Genomic DNA, 21,175 nt, shown 5'->3' on the forward strand with positions numbered 1-21,175 from the left:
CTTGCCGCTCAACGAAGGCCCCCGCCAGACCGGCGAACGCCGGCTGTCCGTCAACCCCTTCTACGGCCCCGCCAACCCCGTCGGCGACATGGCCGAGGCCCCGCCCACGCACCGGCTCCCGGACCAGCCGATGGCGCCGGTGACCGCCCACCAGCTGGTGCGCGACGAGCTGATGCTCGACGGCAACGCGCGGCTGAACCTCGCCACCTTCGTCACCNNGACAAGAACATGATCGACAAGGACGAGTACCCGCGCACGGCCGAGCTGGAGCGGCGGTGCGTGGCGATGCTCGCCGACCTGTGGCACGCGCCCGATCCGGCGGCGGCCGTGGGCTGTTCGACGACCGGGTCGAGCGAGGCGTGCATGCTCGCCGGGATGGCGCTGAAGCGGCGCTGGGCGCGGCGCAACGCCGACCGGTACCCGGGGGTGCGGCCCAATCTGGTGATGGGCGTGAACGTGCAGGTCTGCTGGGACAAGTTCTGCAACTTCTGGGAGGTCGAGCCCCGGCTGGTCCCCATGGAGGGAGAGCGGTTCCACCTGGACCCGCAGGCCGCGGCCGAGCTGTGCGACGAGAACACCATCGGGGTCGTCGGCATCCTGGGCTCGACCTTCGACGGGTCCTACGAGCCGGTCGCCGAACTGTGCGCGGCGCTGGACGCGGTGCAGGAGCGGACCGGACTCGACATCCCCGTGCATGTCGACGGGGCGTCCGGCGCCATGGTCGCGCCGTTCCTCGACGAGGACCTGGTCTGGGACTTCCGGCTGCCGAGGGTGGCGTCGATCAACACCTCGGGGCACAAGTACGGGCTGGTCTACCCGGGCGTCGGCTGGGCGCTGTGGCGGGACGCGGAGGCGCTGCCGGAGGAGCTGGTGTTCCGGGTGAACTACCTGGGCGGCGACATGCCGACCTTCGCCCTCAACTTCTCCCGGCCCGGCGCGCAGGTCGTGGCCCAGTACTACACGTTCCTGCGGCTGGGCCGGGAGGGCTACCGGGCCGTGCAGCAGGCCGCGCGGGACGTGGCCACGGGCATGGCAGCGCGGATCGAGGCGCTGGGCGACTTCCGGCTGCTGACCCGCGGCGACGAGCTGCCGGTGTTCGCCTTCACGACCGCGCCGGACGTCACGTCGTACGACGTCTTCGACGTCTCGCGGCGGCTGCGCGAGAGCGGCTGGCTGGTGCCCGCGTACACCTTCCCGGCCAACCGCGAGGACCTGTCCGTGCTGCGGGTGGTGTGCCGCAACGGGTTCTCGGCCGACCTCGCCGAGCTTCTCACGCAGGACCTGGAACGCCTGCTGCCGGAGCTGCGCCGGCAGTCGCGCCCCTTCACCCGGGACAAGGGCGCGGCCACCAGCTTCCACCACTAGGGCTCGCCGATCAGCGGCTCAGCCGCCCGAACCTGCGCACCGCCAGCGGGAAGAACACCGCCAGCAGGGCCAGGGGCCAGACGATCGCCGCCCACACGTGCCCCGACTCCGCGCCGGGGCTGCCGAACAGGTCCCGTACGGCCGTGGCCGTGTGGGACATCGGGTTCCACTCGACGACCGTGCCGAGCCAGCCGGGCATGGAGTCGGGCAGGGCCAGGGCGTTGGACAGGAAGCCGACCGGCCAGACCAGGATCTGCACGGCCTGGACCATCTCCGGCTTCCCGGCCACCAGCGCCAGGTGGATGCCGATCCACAGCATGGCGAACCGGAACAGGAGCAGCAGGCCCACGGCTCCCAGGAAGGCCGCCGCAGTGCCGTGGGTCCGCCAGCCGAGGGCGGCGCCCACGCCGATCAGCACCACCAGGGCCATCACCGACTGGAGCATGTCGGCGGCCGAACGGCCCACCAGCACGGCTCCGTTGGCCATGGGCATGGAGCGGAAGCGGTCGACGACGCCCTTGTCGAGGTCCCGGGTGACGGCGATCATCGTGCCCTCCAGGCCGAAGGCCATGGTGAGCGCGAGCATGCCCGGGATCAGGTAGTCGCGGTACGCGCCGCCCACGCCCCGGCCGCCGCCGACCAGGTAGCCGAACATGAGCAGCAGCATCACCGGGAAGACGAGGTTGACGACCAGCTGGACCGGCTGCCGTCCCCAGCGGGCGAGTTCCCGGCGGGTCATGGTCCAGGAGTCGGTCAGGGCGTGGGCGGTCACGCGGCCTCCCTCACTCGGCGGTCGTCTCCTGTGAGGTGCAGGAACACCTCGTCCAGCGTCGGGCGGCGCAGGGCGACGTCCTCCGCCTCGATACCGGCCTGCTGAAGGGCCCGTACGACTCCGGAGAGCGCCTCCATGCGGTCGGTCACGGGGGCGCTCAGCAGTCGGCGGTGGGTGTCGACGCTGACCCCGGCGAGGGGCAACAGGGCGACGGCGTCCCCCAGTTGGCCGGCATCCCGCAGGACCACGTCGATGCGGTCGCCGCCGGTCTGCGCCTTCAGCTCGTCCACCGTGCCCTCGGCGATGACGCGGCCGGCGTCGACGACCGAGATGCAGTCGGCGAGCTGGTCGGCCTCCTCCAGGTACTGCGTGGTGAGCAGAACCGTCGTACCGCCGCCGACCAGGGAGCGGACGGAGTCCCACACTTCGGCGCGACCGCGCGGGTCGAGGCCGGTGGTCGGCTCGTCCAGGAACAGCACCTCCGGTTCCGTGATCAGGGAGGCCGCGAGGTCCAGGCGGCGCCGCATGCCGCCGCTGTACTGCCGGACCGCCTTGCGGCCGGTGTCGGCCAGATCGAAGCGCTCCAGAAGTTCACCGGCACGCGCGCGTGCCCGCCGCGCGCCCAGGTGGTGCAGCCGGCCGAACAGCTCCAGGTTCTGCCGGCCGCCGAGCTCCTCGTCGAGCGCGGCGTGCTGGCCGAGCAGACCGATGCGCAGGCGGACCGCGTACGCTTCGCGCACCACGTCGTGCCCGGCCACCTCGATCCGGCCCGCGTCGGGGCGCAGCAGCGTGGACAGGATCCTCACCAGGGTCGTCTTGCCCGCGCCGTTCGGCCCGAGCACCCCGTGCACCGTGCCGCGCGCGACCCGCAGGTCGAGCCCGGCCAGCGCCTTCTTGTCGCCGTATCTCTTCTCCGCGCCTTCGACGGTGATCGCCGTGTCGGCCACTGAGTCTCCCTCGCTAGTCAAAGTTGACTACAAGCACAAACGTAAATCCGCCCGAGCCATTCGTCAAACTTGATTAGTGGGCGTCCCCGGGATGCCGCTCCCCCGTCGCGTACGGGTTCTCCGCGTCCTCGGCCAGGACGCCCACGAACGGGTCGCCCTCGTCGGCGAAGGTGTAGGCGCCGCCCTCGATGCGCTCGATGAGACCGCGGGTCCACTCGGCCTCGGAATCGGCCGTGTGGACCCACATGTTCATGATCTCGCCGATGTGGCCCAGCTGCCCGGGCCCCTCCTCGGGGACGTAGTGCTCCAAGACGGAGGCCCGCCACTGCTCGATCCGCAGGGTGCGCTCCTTCAGCAGCGCGACCGCCTCCGCCCGCGGCAGGTCGACGACGAAGCCCACGGCGGCCGTCTTCACGTCCCCCCGCTGGTCGTACGTGACCAGTGCCTCGCGCAGCAGCCGGAAGTACTCCTCGGTGCCCTGCCCGGTGATCTCGTACTCGGTGCGCGGCGGGCCGCCGGCCGTGGACGGGGCGGTCTCGTGCGCGTGCAGCAGTCCCTGCTTCGCCATCTGCTTCAGGGCGTGGTAGATCGAGCCGGGCTTGGCGTTGGACCACTCGTGCGCGCCCCAGTACTCCAGGTCGTTGCGCACCTGGTAGCCGTGGGCCCGCCCGTGCATACGGACCGCGCCGAGCACGAGGAGACGGATCGCTGACATGCGGCCCAGGTTATGACCCGGCCGCCACCTGCTGCTCCTCGGCCACCAGCTCGAAGGCGGTCCTGCCGTCCAGCGACTCCCGGATGATGTCGGCGTGACCGGCGTGCCGGGCCGTCTCGCGGATGAGGTGGAGGCACAGCCAGCGGTGGGAGACCCGGCCGTCCGGCGGGAACCAGGGCTGGGCCGGCAGCGCGAAGGTGTCATCGAGGCTCGGCACCGAGCGGATGTACGCCTCCGTCTCGGCGGCGACCTTCTCCCAGTACGCCAGCTGCGACTCGACGGTCTCCCCCTCGACCAGCCGGAAGCACTCGTGCCAGTTGCTCTGGTCCCGCACGACGGCCGGCGGCTCGCCCTTGGCCATTGAGATCCACATCTGCTCGACTTCGGCGACGTGCTTGACCAGCCCGGCGAGGGACAGCTCACTGGCGCTGGGACGGGAGCTCGCCTGCTCGTCGGTCAGCCCCAGCACCGCCCGCCGGATGCCGCCGCGCTGCTCCTCGATGAAGGAGAGCAGCGCTCCGCGCTCGTCGCCGTGTGCCTCCGCGGGAACGTGAGTGACCATGACCGCCGCCTTTCGCCGGATCCGGGGGCCTCTCCCCCGACACCGACAAAGCTACGGACCCTTGCGGTCAGGTTTTGTCCGCAAGGGAGACCGCGCAAAACGGGAAGAAGGCGCGCCCACCACAACCACAGCAACTTCTTCCTACTGAGAAGGGGGCTTCTCAGTAGTTCTGTTGCACAATGGCATCCCTACGGCCTAACGTAGTAGATGTTCAAGGTGGGACCGCACTCAGGTCGCCGCTCAGCCGTCGCCTGCCCGCCCGTCGGGCTCCGGAAAGAGCTGTGCCCCGGGCTGTATGCAATGCAGTGACAGTACTCCGGGGCGCACGTAGTCGAGGCTAACACGGAAGTTTCGGTCAGGGGGAGGAGCAGCGGTGACGGAGGACGAGGTCAAGCGGATCGTCGACGCGATCTCGGCGGAGCGGTTCCAGCCGTTCCTGAACGAGTGCGGCGGCGACGTCACCACGGCGCTGCGTCTGTACTGCTGGGACGGCGAAATCTCCCGTGCCTTCCTCGGCATCCTGCGGGACTTCGAGGTCGCGATGCGCAACTCGTTCCACGCGCAGCTGGGCGGGCGGTACGGCCGTGCCGACTGGTGGGACTCGCCGCGCGTCAAGTTCACCACCAAGGGCCGTGAACAGGTACGTAGTGCCCAGGACGCCCTTCATCGGGAGTACGGCTCGGGGTACACCGCCGATGACATGGTGGCCAAGCTGACGCTCGGCTTCTGGGTGGGTCTGACCGGCCGCGGCCTGAACTACGAGATGCAGTTCTGGAATCCGGCCCTCAGGCACACCTTCCATGGTTACCGCGGCCGACGCGGCGCACTCCAGCAGCAGCTGGACTACGTACGCAAGTTCCGCAACCGCATCGGCCACCACGAGCGGATCTGCCATCGCCACCTGGCGCAGGACTTCGACACGCTGCTGCGGCTCATGCAGTACGTGTCTCCGGAGAAGGCCGAGCTGCACCGGCAGCACAGCCAGGTGCCGTCCGTTCTCGCGCGCAAGGCGGACGTGATCGCCGGGCGGGAGCCGGTGAGACTGTGATGTCGAAGGGGGACCCGCACGCCACGTCCGCATCCGCGCCCTACGCGCCAGTAACACTCGGCGAAATAAAGGAACTCGCCGGAGTCGGACGCCCGACGGTCAGCAACTGGCGACGCCGGTTCTCAGCCGCCGCCCTGGCCGCCGCGAATGACCGGCGTCCGCCCTTCCCCGAGCCGATCGGCGGCAGCGAAAGCAAGCCTCTCTTCAGCGCTCTGGAGGTCGCGGACTGGCTTGACCTGCGGCCTGTTCCCGACACGGAACCGGATGGGAACGGCAAGATTCCCACGTACGGCGACCGGTTCCGGCGGGGACTCAGGTTGCGCGGTCTCGTGGCGCTCAAGCATCGCTTGGGCTCGGCGGAAACCCTGATCGCACAAGCTCTGGCGGTTCTCGCCATGCGGGGCGAGGGACAACATCTCGCGCCCGAGTACTTCCCGGAGGGCCTGCAGGACGATTACGACGCGGCCGACACGGACATCCGGCGGGCAGTCTCGGCTCTTGTGCACGAGATCGGCTCACCGGGCAAAGCCGCAGACGCGATCCTCGGTATCGACGAAGATGTGGAACTCGCCGGACGCCTCGAATCCGACCTCGTGATGGACACCGTCCCACGAGAGATCGTCGCTCTCGTCGCCTCGCTCATCGGGCCGAACGAGGGAGGTCCGGACCAGCGATCCACCATCAGCCTGTGCGCTGGCCTGGGTGAGCTGCTCCTTGGTATGGACGGCGGCTCACGCGGCAGGCTCCGCGGCCACGGCGAACTGGTGGCGGTCGAGCCCGACCCGCTACGCCGCAAGCTCCTGGAGTACCGGCTTCTCAGCTACGAGATGTACACAGACGTCTGCTCGCGTCCGTCGGACCTGGACGAGCGACGCTGGTGGGGAGGCGCGCCCGGCGCCGAACCGTGGACCTTTTCCACCGCGGACCTCGTACTGGCTTCACCGCCGTACGCCTCCGGGGAGCGGGATCGGGACGAGGAAGGTCCGATGTGGTGGGTACGGGAAGCGGTCCGCCGCCTCACCCCTCATGGCCAGGGCTATGCCGTCGTGCCAACTTGGACCTTGACGCGTACGCGAGGTGCCTCACCCGCACCGACGGTCGACGCGCGCGAGCAACTCCTGGTCGAGGGGAGCATCGAGGCCATCATCCAACTCCCTCGCCGTATCCACCCGTTCCGCACGGGTGCGGAGTACGCGCTATTGATCCTGCGGCCACCTGCACATGACCTCACCGCGCGGCAGGTCCTCCTCATCGACGCGGACCGCATCGCGCGGCGGGCGGCTGGGCGCCAGTGGATCGGTGAAGTGGCGCAGTTGGTCCTCGCGGACGGAGAGGCGGAGCCACAGGACGGGCGTCCGTTTCCCGCGCGGTCCCCACGCCCGGGCGAGGAACAGTTGCTGGATGGCCGCTCGATACTGCCGGCCCACCGCCTGGCGGCGCCTGAGGCCGACATCGACCATTTTGAGGAGAGCCTGACGGCGAGACGGGCCGCCATGGTCGCCATGCCGCACCTGCGCGACTGGCTCGGCGACATGGGCATCACGAAGCGCCGTACACCGATACGGCATCGCAAATTGGGCGAACCGCTCACGGCAGGGCAGCTGAAGTCGCTCACCGGGCATCGCATCAAGGACTCCGACATCGGCTCGGCCGGTCTGCCGGTCATCGGCCGCGAGGAGATGCTGGGCGAATTGCCCGTGGGTCAACGGCGGATCGCCCTTGAGGCGCTGGCGTCGTACTCGGCGGCAAAGATCACCGAGCAGGGCGATGTCATCGTGTTCGCCGAACACGGCGTGCGGTGCCAGGTGGACGATGTCGGCGGATGCGTACTGCTGTCACCCGTGCAGGGGCTGCGGATCACGTCGTACCGGGAGCACGTGGCAGCCGTGGCCAGGGGAGAACCCGACCATCCGGATGCCCTGTGGATGCGGCCGCACACGCTGGCTCACCTGATCCAGGCCCCACGCAACCAGTACCGCGGCAGCGGTTCGCTCGTGCGGCGCGTGAGCCTGCGCGACATGGACCTGCCTCAGTTGCCCGCGGAGGAGATCAGTGAACTGGAGGCCATCCTGAAGGAGACGGCGCGGCTGCGAGCAGACGTACGCAGGCAGTTGGAGGCCCTTGACCGCCTTGCCACCCGTATCTCCGCGGGTGTCGCCGATGGCGAGCTGGCGTTGCGCCGGCGCTGACCGGAGCTGGCCGCTGGACCGCTCCCCCTACATGCTGCACGGCGATCGGGGCCGTGCACGTGATCCTCGACCCGGAACAAGAAGAGAAGTGAGAGTTCCCGTGCCCCCACGGAAGAAGAAGGAAACCAAGCCGGAGGACATGAAGGCGATCCTCTGGAAGTCCGCGGACAAGCTGCGCGGGACCCTGGACGCCGCCGAGTACAAGCACTTCGTTCTCGGTCTCGTCTTCCTGAAGTACGTCTCCGTGGCCATGGCCGAAAAGCGGGCACAACTGGAGGCGAAGCTGAGGGACGGCAGCATGCTCGCCGAACTCGGCCTGGAGGGCCGGGCCTCGGAGGAGCTGATCCTTAAGACCGTCGAGGACCGCAAGCAGTACACGGGCGCCGGGCTCTTCTACGTCCCCCCGGCCGCCCGCTGGGACGTGGTGATGGAACGGGCCAGGGGCACCCTGGACGGCCCCTCACTCGGCGAGGTCATCAACTCCGCCATGGACACCATCGAGAAGGCCAACCCCTCCCTCAGGGACACCCTGCCCGACAACTACAACAGCCAGCGTGTCAACGAGACGACACTCGCCGGCCTGGTGCAGCTCCTCGACCGGCTGGAGTTCCAGTCGCAGGTCGGCGACGACGGCAGGCGCACCGGGGCCCGGGACCTGATGGGCGAGGTGTACGAGTACTTCCTCGCGCAGTTCGCGATCGCCGAGGGACGCAAGGGCGGTGAGTTCTTCACCCCCGAGTCCATCGTGCGTCTCCTCGTGGAGATGCTGGAGCCGCAGGAGGGGGAGCGCGTTCTGGACCCGGCGTGCGGCTCGGGCGGCATGTTCGTCCAGACCGAGAAGTTCATCGACGCGCACGACGGCAACCGCTTCAACATCTCGGTCTTCGGGCAGGAACGCAACCTCACGACGTGGCGGCTGGCGAAGATGAACCTCGCCATCCACGGCATCGAGGCCAACCTCGGGGAGGAGCCGGCCGATTCCTTCCATGAGGACCAGCACCCGGACCTGAAGGCCGACGTGGTGCTCGCCAACCCGCCCTTCAACATCTCCGACTGGGGTGGTGAACGGCTCGGCATCGACGACCGCTGGGTCTACGGCGTCCCTCCGGTCGGCAATGCCAACTTCGCGTGGATCCAGCTCATGGTCAGCAAGCTGCGCCCCGGCGGCCGTGCGGGCATCGTCCTGGCCAACGGTTCCATGAGCGGCAAGTCGGGCGGCGAGGGCGACATCCGGCGCGGCATGGTCGAGGACGACCTGGTGGCCTGCATGGTCGCTCTGCCGAGCCAGCTGTTCCGTTCCACACAGATCCCGGCGTGCCTGTGGTTCCTTGCGGAGGGCAAGGGGCGGCAGCACGCGGAGTGGGTGCGGGGGCGCAAGGGCGAGGTGCTCTTCATCGACGCGAGCGGGCTCGGCGAGATGGTCGGGCGTACGCTGCGCGAGCTGTCGGTCGCCGATATCGAACGGGTCGCTGCGACGTTCCGTGCCTGGCGAGGAGCCGAAGGCGCCGGGACGTACGAGGACGTGCCGGGGTTCTGCCGGAGCGCTCCGCTGGCGGAGATTCGGGAGAACGACTTCATGCTGACCCCTGGGCGGTATGTCGGGGTCGCGGAGGCGGAGAGAGATCCGGACGCCGAGCCGGTGGAGGCGAAGGTGGAGCGGCTGACGAAGGAGCTGTTCGCCCTGTTCGAGGAGTCGGGGCGGCTGGAGGCTGTGGTGCGGGAGCAGGTGGGGAGGCTGTGACACCCCCGCTGGACACCTGGCTCAACAGAAAGCTCCCTGAAGTCCTGGACTTCCAGGAGGGCCCGGGGATCATGGCCCGAGACTTCCGGCAAGAAGGCGTCCCGCTGATTCGGCTTGCAGGACTAAAAAGGGGGGCGCCACTGCTCGCTGGATGCGATTTCCTGGACGAAAAGCAAGTCTCGCAACGGTGGGATCACTTTCGCCTCCAGCGTGGTGATGTTCTCCTCAGCACGTCAGCGTCGCTAGGGGAGATTGCGACAGTCGATGAGTCGGGTGTCGGCGCGATCCCCTATACCGGCATCATCAGGTTTCGACCCAAGGCGCACGAAGTGCTCAGTCAGTTCATCCCCTATGCGCTCCGGGCCCCGTCCTTCAAACGCCAGGTTGAAGCTATGGGTGTAGGGAGCGTGATCAAGCACTTCGGCCCCACCCACCTGCGGCAAATGACAGTCTTGCTCCCCCCCGCGCGCGTACAGCAAGCCGTCACCGAGGTCCTGGACGCCCTGGACGACAAGATCTCCGTCAACGAGCGGATTGCCCGAACCTCTCTCGCGCTCGCCAAGGCGCGTACCGAGGCAGCAGCCACCGCAGAGCCAGTGCGTCTCGGCGATATCACTGAGGTCTTCGACGGACCGCATGCCACCCCCACGAAGACCCTGGAGGGGCCATGGTTCCTCAGCATCAGCAGCCTCAAGGGAGGTCTCTTGGACCTGGCCGAATCGGCGCACCTCTCAGAGGAAGACTTTCCTCGCTGGACCCGGCGCGTACAGCCGAGCGAGGGTGACGTCCTGTTCTCGTACGAGACCCGCCTGGGAGAAGCCGCGCTCATGCCTCCCGGTGTACGGGCGAGCCTGGGCCGCCGGATGGGCCTTCTGCGCCCCAAGTCCACGAGCGTGAGCAGCGCCCTGCTGCTTCACTCCTTCCTCAGCCCTCCCTTCCAGGTGGAAATCAGGCGGCGCACCGTACACGGTGCAACGGTGGACCGGATCCCGCTCAAGGACATGCCGGCGTGGCCGATCACCCTTCCCACCGAAGACGTTCGCCCCCGGCTGTCAGCCGCTCTTGAAGCGCTGCATGCGTCCATCAACCAAGTGGCCGTCGAGAACCGCACCCTCGCAGACCTAAGAGACACCCTGCTGCCCCAGCTAGTCACCGGAAAGATCCGCGTCAAGGACGCCGAACGCGCCGTGGAGGACGCCACCTCATGACCACCGAAAGTGCTGCCACTTCAGCGGCATTACAAGGCCGCTCCTCCCGAGGGTCCTCCGAACGGGACTGGGAGTTGCTGGCCCTCGATCAGCTCGCCGAGTTCGGGTGGCGGCACTTTCCCGGCAGGGAGCTCAACCCGAACAGCGGCGAGCGGAAGAACTGGGACGACCTGGTCCTGTACCCCCGGCTGCGTACCGCCATCGCCACCCGCCACCCCGAGCTGCCCGCCCACGCCGTGGAAGAGGCGATACAGGAGCTGCTGAGGCAGGCACCCGGCAGCGACGTACGCAAGAACTGGCAGTTCTACAAGAAGCTCACCGGTGACCTGAAGGTCGAGTACAGGGACCCGCTCACCGACAGGCCGCACAGCGTCACCGTCCGGCCGATCGACTTCACCGACCCGCACGGCAACGACCTCGTCGCCGCTTCGCAGGTCCGGATACGCGCGGCCAGCGAGCGGGTGTTCGTCTTCGACATCGTGCTGTACGTCAACGGCCTTCCGCTCGGGGTCATCGAGCTGAAGAAGGCGAGCGGGCGTGACGACTCCCGCGCGGCGTACGACCAGATCCAGAACTACCGGCGTGAGCTGAAGAGGGACGGCACCTTCCGCACCCTGTGCGCGGCCGTCGCCACCGACGGCGTCACCGCCCGTCTCGGCACGCCTTTCACCCCCTGGGAGCACATGGCGCCCTGGCATGCCGAGGACGGTGTCCTGCTGAAGCGGGAGGAGGAGCGGGAGGACGGCCGCGCGCTGGAGCGAATGATCGCCGGAGCGCTGGAGCCCGAATACTTCCTGGACCTGGTCGGGAACTTCCTCTCCTACTCCGCCGAGAGCACGGGTGGGAACGTGGACGTGGTCAAGCTCGCCAAGGCTCACCAGTACATCGCCGTGAACACGGCACTCGCCGCCACCCAGTCCGCCATCGCCACGGACGGCAGGGCGGGCGTCATCTGGCACACGCAGGGCGCCGGCAAGAGCGAGGAAATGCTCTTCTACACCGGCAAGGTGACCCGCGTCCCCGAGCTGTCCACTCCCACCGTCGTCCTTGTCACCGACCGGATCGACCTCGACGACCAACTGTTCAGCACCTTCGCCACCAGCCACAGCCTGCACCGGGTGATCGGCGGGGCGCCCGAGCAGGCCCGCAACAGCACCGAACTGCAGAAACTACTCGCGCGGCCCAAGGGGAACGGCGGTGTCATCTTCACGACGCTGCAGAAGTTCCGCATCAGCAAGGCGGAGAAGGAGGAAGGTGCCAGGCACCCGGTGCTGTCGGACCGCCGGGACGTCATCGTCGTCGTCGACGAGGCGCACCGCAGCCACTACGACTTCGAGGACGGCTTCGCCCGCCATCTGCGCGACGCCCTGCCGAACGCCACGTTCATCGCCTTCACCGGCACACCGATCGACAACAGGACCGGCAACACTCTCGCCGTGTTCGGGCCGACGATCCACACGTACGACCACACGCAGGCGGTTAAGGACGGCGCCACCGTCCGGGTCTTCTACGAACCGATCCTTCACAAGGTCCAGCTGCCCGAGGACGCCGACCTGGACGCGATGGACGCTCAGGCCGAGGGGCTCGTCGAAGGGCTGAGCGAATCCGAAAGGGCCCGTGCCCGGGCACAGTTCGCGACGTTCGAAAGCGTCATCGGCGCGCCCGAACGTATCGGTAAGCTCGCCGACACCGTTCTGTCGCACTGGGACGACCGCAGCCGGGAAATGAAGAAGCTGACCGGCAGTCCCGGCAAGGGGCTGATCGTCTGCTCGTCGCGTCGGATCGCCGCCCGCCTGTTCAACGCGCTCGCCCTTCGCCGCCCGGAGTGGACGGGCGAGCCCGACGAGGAGACCGGGCTGCTGCCCGACACCACCGGCAAGATCCGTGTGGTCTTCACGGGGAGTCCCGGCAGGGACGACGATGAGGTCGCGCCGTACGTCCGCAGTCCCGAGAAACTCAAGCGCATCCAGGAACGGCTCACGAAGCCGGACGACGAACTCGAACTCGTCATCGTCCAGTCCCTGTGGCTGACCGGCTTCGACGCACCGCCCCTGCACACCCTCTACCTCGACCGCCGGATGCGTGGGGCCGCCCTGATGCAGGCCATCGCCCGGGTCAACCGCACCTGGGGCGAGAAGCCGTCGGGTCTGGTCGTGGACTTCCTGGGGGTGACCCAGCACCTCACCGACGCACTCGCCGAGTACACCTCGGACGACGACCAGGACGAACAGACCATCGGTGCGAACATCTCGGAAGCGGTCAAGACCGTGCGCGAGATGCACGAGCGGATCGTCAAGGTGCTCGACGACTGCCCCTGGCGCGATATTCACGAAGCTGAGGGCTACCAGGAGGCCCTCTACGCCGTCCTGGAGTTCCTGAAGGAAGGGGAGCCCGACCTCCAGCCGGGCGAGCCCACGCGTCGGCAGCTCTTCATGCGCTACGGCAAGCTGCTGTCCCAGGCGTTCTCGCTCTGCCCGACTCACCGGGGCGTGGAAGATCTTCTCCCTGACATCCAGTTCTTCGCCACTGTGCGCACCTCACGCGCGAAGATCGACGTGGACCATCTCGAAGCACAGGGACTGGCCACCGCCGCCGACCAACGCCGCCTCATCGAGCAACTCAACGCCGAGGCAGTCGTCGCGGCCGACGTCGTCGACATCTACGACGCCGCCGGCCTCACCAAGCCCGACCTGTCGCACCTGGACGAGGAGTTCGTGGCCTCGCTCAAGGCGACCCGCCACCCCAACCTCGCCCTCGAAGCCCTGCGCCGCTCACTGCTCAAGGAGATCCGCGACGCCCACCCAGGCAACATCACCCGGCAACGCGCCTTCACCCAGCGTATGCAGGAGACGATGAACCGCTACCACAACGGCCTGGCCAGCTCGGCCCAGACGATGGACATCCTCGTCGAGTTCGCCCGTGAAGTGTCCGCCTCCCGGGCCCGTGCGGCCGAACTGGGTCTGGGCGAGGACGAACTGGCCTTCTACGACGCCGTCGCCGCCAATCCCTCGGCGCTGGAGATGGGGCAGGGCGTCCTCAGCGAGATCGCCCGCAAACTGTGCGAACTCGTCCGCAGGGACGTCACCGTCGACTGGCGGGTCAAGAGCCAGGCACAGGACCGTATCCGGTCCAGGGTCCAGTTCCTGCTGAACTTCTACGACTACCCGCCCGACAAGGCGCCGGACGCGGTCGATCGGGTGCTTAAGCAGACCGAGGTCATGGCGGAGGAGTGGGCGTGAGATCGTCGGCGGTCAGGACGGGAAAGCCCCGCTCCTGACCGCCGTGACGAACGACGACCATCCGGATGCCGGGAAGACCAGGGCGGGACCGTGCGGAACCTTTGAGTCACGGACGGGTATGCCGGAGGGGTGGTTGTCGAGGACTTCGAGGCAGCTGCCGGCATTGTCATCGCTGTGCGACGACTTGCGCCAGCAGCTCAGCTTCGCCGCGTTCGGGATGATGCGCTCAGTCATGGTGCCCGTACTCCTTCGCAGCGGCTCTGAGCAGAGCCAGTGAGTCCTTCAGAGGCATCGCGTCGCTCAGTGCGAGATCGTAGCGGTGCTGCAGCTTCCGGACGCCGGCCGGGGAATCGTGCAGCTTCCCAACGTGCCCACCCTCGGTGTACGCCAGGGGCGGTTGGTCCTCGAACCACATCAACGTGAGCATGCTGTTCACGAGCGGATGATGGCCCACCCCAAACGGCAGCACATGCACGCGGATACGTCCAGTCTCCGCGAGGCGAACCACGTGCGTGATCTGCTCCGCCATGACATCCCTGCAGGCCACAGGACGTCGTAGCAGCGTCTCGTCCAGCAGCGCCCACACTACGGGCGACAGGGGATCTTCGAGGATCCTCGCGCGTTCAAGGCGTGTGACAACGCGCCTGTCACACTCCTCTTCGCTCACCGGAGGGAATGCCGCGCCCAGAACCGCACGCGCGTACCTCCTCGTCTGGAGGATGCCCGGAAAGTACGCCAGCGCGAACTCGCGAATCATCGAAGCCTGTTGTTCGAGTACACGCACGCTCTCGAAGTACTCGGCGATCGACACCTCATCGTCCTGCGGCAGAAAGCTGCTCAGCACATTCCCCGTGCCCAAGGCCCTGTCCAGCCGCCGCGCGTCCTCCTTCGACGGCACCCGCCGCCCTGCCTCGATATGCGCGATGTGCGAACGCGTCATAATCGCCCGGTCAGCCAGCTGCTGCTGCGTCAGCCCCGCCGCCTCGCGCTGCTCCTTGAGCCAGTCCCCGTAGATGCTGCCCACTTGTTCGACTCCTCTGTGACAAACGCTCTGTCACCTGCTCCTCCATGGCGAGGCTATCCACTGCGGCCCCACAGTGTGATCAGTTCGCTACAGAAAGCGAGACCCCCGCGACCGAGCCACCGGTCCGGGGGTGTGGCCATCAACAAACGCAACGGAGCTGACGACATGGGGCACCGTATCGCCCGCTGGCTCTTCGAACCACTGCTGCGACTTCTGCTGCCCGGCAAGGGACACCGCCGACGGACCGGCACCACCGAGCACGAGAAACACCTGCCCGTGTCCCCGTACCTCCACCGCCCAGCGGCACGCCGTACCTGGGAGCGCCCCCTACGCGGCGAGGAGACGCCGATGGTCCGCCCCTACCTCGTCGCCCACGAGCGACGGGAGGAATTCCGGCGTCAGCGGCCCTGGCGACGGGCGCTGCTGCTCGCCGTCCACGGTCTCGACACCGAACCGCGCGTGATCCACGGAGTGAAGGTGGCGGTGTGACAGACCTCGACGCGGCTCGCCTGCTTCCCTGGGCCGGCGAGGAGGGCAAGCCCTGTTACCTCATCACCGACGGGACCGGCCGCCTCTCCCAGCTCGCCGACACCGTCGAGGCCGTACAGCTCGGCATGGCGGACGATCTCCTGGAGCACGCGGTCGATCTGCTCGCAGACCACCGGGCGACCCCTGACCAGCTGCGGTTCCTGCTGACCCGGATGAGCGAGGCTCTGAACGACGTACGCCGGATCGCGGTAAGCCGCGGTGCCCGGCTGTGAAGCCGCCCCTCCCCCGCTGTCGGCGCCCCATGAGAGGCTGACCCCGCTCGGCGCACGAAAGGAGGGAGGGGCAGGTGCACATCACCGGAATCGGCTTCGGGAACCTCAAGGGCTTCAGCGGTGCGCGCGCCGTGGACCACCTCCCGCTGTCCGCGCCACCTGGCGGTGGAAGCTGGACCGTGATTGCCGGGCGCAACGGCTCCGGCAAGTCCACCTTCCTGCGCGCCTTGGCTCTGTGCCTGGCCGGGCCGCACGTGGCTCGCTCCCTCGTTCCGGACTTCGGCGGCTGGATCACCGGCGGCGAGCGGTCGGCGTGGGCGCGGGTGTACGTCCGGCCGGATCCGACCGTCGACCGGCTCACCGGGCGCGGCGAGGCGCCGGACCGGCCGGTTCCCCTGGGACTGGCCTGGACGGCGCCCGAGGACACCGCCGACGGGCCAGGGAGCTACCAGGGCCTCGGGGTACGGCAACAGCCGCGGGTGCGGGGGTACCTCGGCCAGGAGCACAGCGGCGAACTTGACACCATCAAGCAGTTCGCCGCACGCGGCCCATGGACGTCCAGCGTCCCCCAGGGCTGGTTCTGCGCCGCCTACGGGCCGTTCCGACGGCTTACGGGCGGCAGCGACGAGGCACGGCGGCTTATGCTCGCGTCGGGGCCCGCGGGCCGTATGGCCTCCCTTTTCCACGAGGACGCCTCGCTGTCCGAAGGCGTCTTCTGGCTCAAGGAACTGCGGCTGCGCAGTCTGGAAGAGCAGCAAGGCGCGCGTGAACTGCTGAACGCGGTTCTGAGGTTGCTGTCGGACGGGCTACTGCCGGACCGCTATCGCGCCCTGCGCGTCAACGCCGACGGCCTGTGGGTCGCTCCGGACGGTAGCCCCGAACGCGCCTACCCATTACGGGAGATGAGCGACGGATTCCGTACCGTCGCTTCCCTCGTTCTCGACATCGTCCGGCAACTGCAAACCACCTACGGCACCCTCGACCTCACGTCGGACGACGAAGGGCGTCCCGTCATCCGCATGCCCGGCATCGTCATCATCGACGAGGTCGACGCCCACCTCCACGTCACCTGGCAACGGCAAATCGGTGACTGGCTGCGCGTCCACTTCCCCCGTATCCAGTTCATCGTCACCAGCCACAGCCCTTACATCTGCCAGGCGGCCGACCCCGGTGGACTGATCCGGCTCCCCGGACCGGATGAGGACGACCGGGCGCCGGAAGTGGTCGACGACGGGCTCTACCGTCGCATCGTGTATGGCAGCGGCGACGACGCGGCGCTGTCCGAACTCTTCGGCCTGGAGTCGCCGTACTCCAGCCGTGCCGAGTTACAGCGCGCGAGGCTGGTACGACTGGAGCGGAAGGTCTTCGACGATGCGGCCAGCGAGGAAGAGCTGCGTGAATACCGCCACCTGAGCGAGCTGCTCACCAGCTCGCTGTCGGCGCGGGTGGACGAGGTGGCGGCGAGGCTGGGAGACCACTGGTGATTCCCGTCCGGCGACGCGCTCCGACACCGCGGCTGACCAGACTCTGCGACAGCGGCACCCGCCGGATCAAGGAGCAGGGCGCCACGAGCAAGGTGGCGGAGAAGCAGTGGAGCAACGCCGAAGCCGCGAAGACGGAGATACGGACTCTGTTGGAGCTGATGGCCCCGGGAATCCTGCGGTGCATGTACTGCCTGGACAATCGAGGCACGGACATCGACCACTTCCAGCCCAAGGCGTTGGTCCCGCTGCGTACCTTCGACTGGCAGAACCACCTGTTGGCCTGCTCGTTCTGCAACAGCAACGCAAAGCGGGAGGAGTACCCGTGCGACGCCGTCACGGGTGAGCGGCTGTTGATCGACCCCACCGTCGACGACCCTTCCGACCACCTCCGGCTGCTTCCTGCCTCGGGGAAGTACCAGGCCCGGACGGCCAGAGGGTGCCACTCGATCCGGGTGTTCGACCTCAACCGTGAGGACTTACGGCGTGGTCGGGTGAGGATGTTCCGCCTATGCCGGGACCTGCTGCCGGTGTGGCACGCGAAGGCGCTTCGGGGGGACCACGAGGGGGCCCGGGAGACGGCGGCGGCACTCCTCGACGAGCCGTTCGGAGACGTCTTGCGCGCACTCCTGCGGCGGGCGCGAACGCCCGCCATGGCGGAACTCACCTTCGGGACCGAACTGGGCGCGGCTCTCGTCGCCTGGAGCGAGGCCGCTTCAGGGCACTGAGACAAGGCCGGGCCATACTGGTCAGAACGTCCTCAGAACGGGAACCGGCTCCGGCCGTGCTGCACCGAGATCCACTTGGTCGTGGTGAAGGAGTCCAGCATCGTCTCGCCGTTGAGCCGGCCGAGGCCCGAGTGCTTCTCGCCGCCGAACGGGACGATCGGCTCGTCGTGGACGGTGCCGTCGTTCACGTGGAACATGCCCGTGTCGATCTGCTTGGCGAAGTTCACGCCCCGCTCGATGTCCGCGGTGTGCACGGCGCCGCTCAGGCCGTACGGGGTGTCGTTGACGAGGCGTACGGCCTCCTCCTCGCCGTCGAACGGGACGAGGAACGCGACCGGCCCGAAGACCTCCTGCCGCAGCAGGGCCGAGTCGGCGGGCAGGCCGGTCAGCACGGACGGCTCGACGAGGTTGTCGGTCCGCCCGCCGCGCACCAGGGCCGTGGCGCCCTCGGCGAGGGCCTGCTCGACCACGCCCGCGACGGCGTCCGCCTGCGAGGAGTTGATGACCGGGCCGATGACGGTCTCCGGGTCGCGCGGGTCGCCCGCCTTGAGGGTCTTCACCTTGGCGACGAACTTCTCGGTGAACTCGTCGGCGACGGACCGGTCGACCAGGACGCGGTTGGCGGCCATGCAGACCTGGCCCTGATGGACGTACCGGCTGAAGACGGCCGCGTCGACCGCGTAGTCGATGTCGGCGTCGTCGAGGACCACCAGCGCGCTGTTGCCGCCCAGTTCGAGGACCGAGCGCTTGAACTGCCGTGCGCAGACGGTCGCCACGTGCCGGCCCACCTGGTCGGAGCCGGTGAAGGAGATGACCTTGGGCACCGGGTGCTCCAGGAAGGCGTCGCCGATCTCCGCGATGTCGGTGATGACGACGTTCAGCAGACCGCCGGGCAGCCCCGCGTCCTCGAAGATCTTCGCGACCAGCGCGCCGCCGACGACCGGCGTGTTCTGGTGCGGCTTGAGCACCACGGCGTTGCCGAGCGCGAGTGCCGGGGCGACGGACTTGATCGAGAGCAGGAACGGGAAGTTGAAGGGGCTGATCACGCCCACGACACCGACGGGCACGCGGTAGACGCGGTTCTCCTTGCCGTCCACCGGCGAGGGCAGGATCCGGCCCTCGGGGCGCAGCGCCAGCTGGACCGCCTCGCGCAGGAACTCCTTGGCCAGGTGCAGTTCGAAGGCGGCCTTCAGACGCGTCCCGCCGAGCTCGGCGATGATCGCCTCGGATATCTCGGCCTCGCGCTCCTCGATGAGCCGCAGGGCCTTCTCGAAGACGGCACGACGGGCGTAGGGGTTGGTCGCGGCCCACTGCTTCTGGGCCCGGGCGGCCGCCCGGTACGCCTGGTCGACCTCGTCGACCGTGGCTATGGTGATCGACGCCAGCTTCTCGTCGTCGTACGGGTTGAAGTCGATGATGTCCCAGGAGCCGGTACCCGGGCGCCACTCACCGTCGATGTACTGCTGTGCAAGGTCGGTGAAGTAGGACGACGACATGTGATCCCTCGATCCCTAGCAGACCTTCGATCGCGCCATCACGATCTGATCACACGTCATCGTACTGACGTTTCGGGAGAGTTGGAGGTTTCAGGAGAGTTGGAGGAGCCCCCGCAGAAGGTCCCGGCTCTCCGACGGGCCCGGGCTGTCGCTCTGGAGTTCCTTGAGCGCCTTCTCGTACTGGGCGACGTCCTCGGGCTTGTCCAGGTACAGCGCGCTGGTGAGCTGCTCCAGGTAGACGACGTCCGAGAGGTCGGACTCCGGGAAGCTGAGGATCGTGAACGCGCCACTTTCGCCGGAGTGGCCGCCGAGGCTGAACGGCATGACCTGGAGCCGCACGTTGGGCCGCTCGGAGATCTCGATGAGGTGCTGGAGCTGGCCGCGCATCACCTCGCGGTCGCCGTAGGGGCGGCGCAGGGCGGCCTCGTCCAGGACGATGTGGAAGTCGGGCGCCCTCTCGTCGACGAGGTACTTCTGCCGCTCCAGCCGCAGCGCCACGCGCCGCTCGACATCGGCCTCGCTCGCGCCCTGCATGCCCCGCCGGACCACCGCGTGCGCGTACGCCTCGGTCTGCAGCAGGCCGTGCACGAACTGCACCTCGTACGCCCGGATCAGCGAGGCGGCGCCTTCCAGGCCGACGTAGGTGGGGAACCAGCTCGGCAGCACGTCCGAGTAACTGTGCCACCAGCCCGCGACGTTGGCCTCCTTCGCCAGGGACAGCAGGGAGGCGCGCTCCTGCTCGTCCGTGATGCCGTACAGCGTGAGCAGGTCCTCGACGTCCCGGGTCTTGAAACTCACCCGGCCCAGCTCCATCCGGCTGATCTTCGACTCGGAGGCGCGGATCGAGTAGCCCGCCGCCTCGCGCGTGATGCCCCGAGCCTCACGCAGTCGCCTGAGTTGTGATCCGAGCAGCATGCGCCGCACCACCGATCCCGGCTCTCCCGCGCTCACGTTCGCCAGCCTCCCCAACGTCTTCAGGGGCCGAAGTCTGCCACTAAAACACTCCGAGCAGTACTCGTCCGGTTACGGAAACGGAATCGAGACAGCGGACGCACGCGCGCGGATTCAAAGAAGAGGCAAGCGAACGGGCAGACAAGGGCGTGAAGATGACGGAAAAATTGACCAACAAGCGGTACGGGACGACTCAATCCGGTCACGTGCACGTGCATCTGCCCTTGCATCTGCTGTACGCATCCGAAACCATGGTCCCGCACCACCGCCGCATCGCACCGACCGCGAATTCCCGGGAGTGCCTCGCATGGGGACGAATGGATCGACCATGCTCGAGCCGTTACGGCAGGGCCTTCCGCCGCTGGATCCCGCGGCCGTGTCCGACGCCGCCTCCTGCGCTCTGCCCGCCCGCTACGAAGCGGTGCGCGAAGCACGGCGGTTCACGCGCAGAACTCTCGACCAGTGGGACCTGGGCGACCGATTCGACGACGTCTGCCTGGTGGTCTCGGAACTGGTCACCAACGCCCTGCGACACGGCCTGCCCGGGAGCACCCGGTGCGACACCGGCCAGGAGCCGCCCGTCCGGCTGCACTTGATGCGCTGGACCGAGCGCCTGGTGTGCGCGGTGCGCGATCCCAGCCACGACAGTCCCGTCGCGCGGGAGACCGACGACTTCTCGGCCGAGTCGGGCCGGGGGCTGTTCCTCGTCGACTCCTTCAGCGACAGCTGGGGCTGGCATCCGCTCGCGGGCGCGCTCAGCGGCAAGGTGGTCTGGGCGCTGTTCCGGCTGCCGCGGCCCGACACGGGGTCCCACGCGGAATGAGAAACCGCGGCGCTTCCTGGCGCCGCGGTTCTACGCGCGTCGCGGCGCATTGAGTACCGATTGCCCCGATATGTAAGGGGCCTGGCGGGCCGTCAGCCTCCGACCAGGTGGTCGAACTCGCCGTC

General features: G+C 68.3%; 19 protein-coding genes and 1 pseudogene (1 of these 20 cut by a window edge). 11 read left to right on the top strand and 9 right to left on the bottom strand.

Features of this window, described 5'->3' with window-relative positions; genetic code table 11:
• Position 1: 1 nt before the first annotated feature.
• Positions 2-1,365, top strand: a pseudogene (gene gad / locus CCL05_RS06870) (glutamate decarboxylase).
• A 10-nt stretch (positions 1,366-1,375) separates the two neighbouring features.
• On the opposite strand, the gene CCL05_RS06875 reads toward gad, so the two are convergent.
• The 4 genes from CCL05_RS06875 to CCL05_RS06890 form a co-directional block, all read right to left on the bottom strand.
• Positions 1,376-2,137 (bottom strand): ABC transporter permease, encoded by a 762-nt coding sequence (locus CCL05_RS06875; protein WP_167409521.1) that lies wholly within the window; start codon positions 2,135-2,137, stop codon positions 1,376-1,378.
• Positions 2,134-3,084 (bottom strand): ATP-binding cassette domain-containing protein, encoded by a 951-nt coding sequence (locus tag CCL05_RS06880; RefSeq protein ID WP_167409522.1) that lies wholly within the window; start codon positions 3,082-3,084, stop codon positions 2,134-2,136. The genes CCL05_RS06875 and CCL05_RS06880 overlap by 4 nt, the downstream gene beginning before the upstream one ends.
• Positions 3,085-3,157: 73 nt before the next feature.
• Positions 3,158-3,799, bottom strand: a complete 642-nt coding sequence (locus CCL05_RS06885; protein ID WP_086559592.1) for a PadR family transcriptional regulator — start codon at positions 3,797-3,799, stop codon at positions 3,158-3,160.
• Between the two features lie 10 nt (positions 3,800-3,809).
• Complete coding sequence (locus tag CCL05_RS06890) at positions 3,810-4,361, bottom strand: DinB family protein (RefSeq protein WP_086559593.1); 552 nt, start codon at positions 4,359-4,361, stop codon at positions 3,810-3,812.
• 373 nt (positions 4,362-4,734) lie between these two features.
• Between CCL05_RS06890 and CCL05_RS06895 the strand changes: the two genes are divergently transcribed.
• The 5 genes from CCL05_RS06895 to CCL05_RS06915 all read left to right on the top strand — a co-directional run bounded on the left by CCL05_RS06895 (position 4,735) and on the right by CCL05_RS06915 (position 13,786).
• Entirely contained in the window at positions 4,735-5,409 is a 675-nt protein-coding gene (locus tag CCL05_RS06895; RefSeq protein WP_086559594.1) for an Abi family protein, read from the top strand.
• Positions 5,409-7,598 (top strand): DNA methyltransferase family protein, encoded by a 2,190-nt coding sequence (locus tag CCL05_RS06900; protein WP_143589820.1) that lies wholly within the window; start codon positions 5,409-5,411, stop codon positions 7,596-7,598. The genes CCL05_RS06895 and CCL05_RS06900 overlap by 1 nt, the downstream gene beginning before the upstream one ends.
• 100 nt (positions 7,599-7,698) lie before the next feature.
• Positions 7,699-9,339 carry a class I SAM-dependent DNA methyltransferase gene (locus CCL05_RS06905; RefSeq protein ID WP_086559596.1) on the top strand — a complete coding sequence of 547 codons (1,641 nt, stop codon included), beginning with the start codon at positions 7,699-7,701 and terminating at the stop codon, positions 9,337-9,339.
• Positions 9,336-10,547, top strand: coding sequence for a restriction endonuclease subunit S (locus tag CCL05_RS06910; protein ID WP_086559597.1), 1,212 nt, complete (start codon positions 9,336-9,338; stop codon positions 10,545-10,547). Before CCL05_RS06905 ends, CCL05_RS06910 begins: the two co-directional genes overlap by 4 nt.
• Positions 10,544-13,786 (top strand): type I restriction endonuclease subunit R, encoded by a 3,243-nt coding sequence (locus CCL05_RS06915; protein WP_086559598.1) that lies wholly within the window; start codon positions 10,544-10,546, stop codon positions 13,784-13,786. Before CCL05_RS06910 ends, CCL05_RS06915 begins: the two co-directional genes overlap by 4 nt.
• 12 nt (positions 13,787-13,798) lie before the next feature.
• On the opposite strand, the gene CCL05_RS06920 is transcribed toward CCL05_RS06915, so the two are convergent.
• Both CCL05_RS06920 and CCL05_RS06925 read right to left on the bottom strand, forming a co-directional pair.
• Positions 13,799-14,020 (bottom strand): DUF397 domain-containing protein, encoded by a 222-nt coding sequence (locus CCL05_RS06920; RefSeq protein ID WP_086559599.1) that lies wholly within the window; start codon positions 14,018-14,020, stop codon positions 13,799-13,801.
• Positions 14,013-14,810: a helix-turn-helix domain-containing protein gene (locus tag CCL05_RS06925; RefSeq protein ID WP_086559600.1), complete on the bottom strand. Its 798-nt coding sequence runs from the start codon at positions 14,808-14,810 to the stop codon at positions 14,013-14,015. The genes CCL05_RS06920 and CCL05_RS06925 overlap by 8 nt, the downstream gene beginning before the upstream one ends.
• A 165-nt stretch (positions 14,811-14,975) precedes the next feature.
• Between CCL05_RS06925 and CCL05_RS06930 the strand changes: the two genes are divergently transcribed.
• The 4 genes from CCL05_RS06930 (at position 14,976) to CCL05_RS06945 (ending at position 17,780) form a co-directional block, all read left to right on the top strand.
• Positions 14,976-15,299, top strand: coding sequence for a hypothetical protein (locus CCL05_RS06930; protein WP_208641400.1), 324 nt, complete (start codon positions 14,976-14,978; stop codon positions 15,297-15,299).
• Positions 15,296-15,571, top strand: a complete 276-nt coding sequence (locus CCL05_RS06935; RefSeq protein ID WP_086559602.1) for a hypothetical protein — start codon at positions 15,296-15,298, stop codon at positions 15,569-15,571. The genes CCL05_RS06930 and CCL05_RS06935 overlap by 4 nt, the downstream gene beginning before the upstream one ends.
• A 74-nt stretch (positions 15,572-15,645) precedes the next feature.
• Positions 15,646-17,055, top strand: a complete 1,410-nt coding sequence (locus CCL05_RS45530) for an AAA family ATPase (protein ID WP_208641401.1) — start codon at positions 15,646-15,648, stop codon at positions 17,053-17,055.
• Positions 17,052-17,780 carry an HNH endonuclease family protein gene (locus CCL05_RS06945; protein ID WP_143589821.1) on the top strand — a complete coding sequence of 243 codons (729 nt, stop codon included), beginning with the start codon at positions 17,052-17,054 and terminating at the stop codon, positions 17,778-17,780. The genes CCL05_RS45530 and CCL05_RS06945 overlap by 4 nt, the downstream gene beginning before the upstream one ends.
• 32 nt (positions 17,781-17,812) lie before the next feature.
• Here the strand turns inward: CCL05_RS06945 and CCL05_RS06950 are convergent, their stop codons facing one another.
• Positions 17,813-19,276, bottom strand: a complete 1,464-nt coding sequence (locus CCL05_RS06950; RefSeq protein WP_086559604.1) for an aldehyde dehydrogenase family protein — start codon at positions 19,274-19,276, stop codon at positions 17,813-17,815.
• Between the two features lie 90 nt (positions 19,277-19,366).
• The gene (locus CCL05_RS06955; RefSeq protein ID WP_086559607.1) at positions 19,367-20,191 is read right to left on the bottom strand and encodes a helix-turn-helix domain-containing protein; all 825 of its coding nucleotides are present in this window, start codon (positions 20,189-20,191) and stop codon (positions 19,367-19,369) included.
• Positions 20,192-20,534: 343 nt separating this feature from the next.
• On the opposite strand from CCL05_RS06955, the gene CCL05_RS06965 reads away from it, so the two are divergent.
• Positions 20,535-21,050, top strand: a complete 516-nt coding sequence (locus CCL05_RS06965; protein WP_086559605.1) for an ATP-binding protein — start codon at positions 20,535-20,537, stop codon at positions 21,048-21,050.
• A 92-nt stretch (positions 21,051-21,142) separates the two neighbouring features.
• On the opposite strand, the gene CCL05_RS06970 is transcribed toward CCL05_RS06965, so the two are convergent.
• Positions 21,143-21,175, bottom strand: the final stretch of a protein-coding gene (locus CCL05_RS06970; RefSeq protein WP_425275897.1) for a DUF397 domain-containing protein. 117 nt of this gene lie beyond the right edge of the window; the window shows 33 of its 150 coding nt (coding positions 118-150); its start codon lies beyond the right edge, outside the window — the gene reads right to left on this strand; the stop codon is at positions 21,143-21,145.

Source organism: Streptomyces africanus (genome assembly GCF_002150735.1).
Classification (GTDB): domain Bacteria; phylum Actinomycetota; class Actinomycetes; order Streptomycetales; family Streptomycetaceae; genus Streptomyces; species Streptomyces africanus.

Coding starts and splice junctions, on each gene's coding strand:
- CCL05_RS06885 (WP_086559592.1), bottom strand. CDS start 3,799: ATGTCAGCGATCCGTCTCCTCGTGCTCGGCGCGGTCCGTATGCACGGG.
- CCL05_RS06890 (WP_086559593.1), bottom strand. CDS start 4,361: ATGGTCACTCACGTTCCCGCGGAGGCACACGGCGACGAGCGCGGAGCG.
- CCL05_RS06900 (WP_143589820.1), top strand. CDS start 5,409: ATGTCGAAGGGGGACCCGCACGCCACGTCCGCATCCGCGCCCTACGCG.
- CCL05_RS06915 (WP_086559598.1), top strand. CDS start 10,544: ATGACCACCGAAAGTGCTGCCACTTCAGCGGCATTACAAGGCCGCTCC.
- CCL05_RS06920 (WP_086559599.1), bottom strand. CDS start 14,020: ATGACTGAGCGCATCATCCCGAACGCGGCGAAGCTGAGCTGCTGGCGC.
- CCL05_RS06930 (WP_208641400.1), top strand. CDS start 14,976: ATGGGGCACCGTATCGCCCGCTGGCTCTTCGAACCACTGCTGCGACTT.
- CCL05_RS06950 (WP_086559604.1), bottom strand. CDS start 19,276: ATGTCGTCGTCCTACTTCACCGACCTTGCACAGCAGTACATCGACGGT.
- CCL05_RS06955 (WP_086559607.1), bottom strand. CDS start 20,191: ATGCTGCTCGGATCACAACTCAGGCGACTGCGTGAGGCTCGGGGCATC.
- CCL05_RS06965 (WP_086559605.1), top strand. CDS start 20,535: ATGGGGACGAATGGATCGACCATGCTCGAGCCGTTACGGCAGGGCCTT.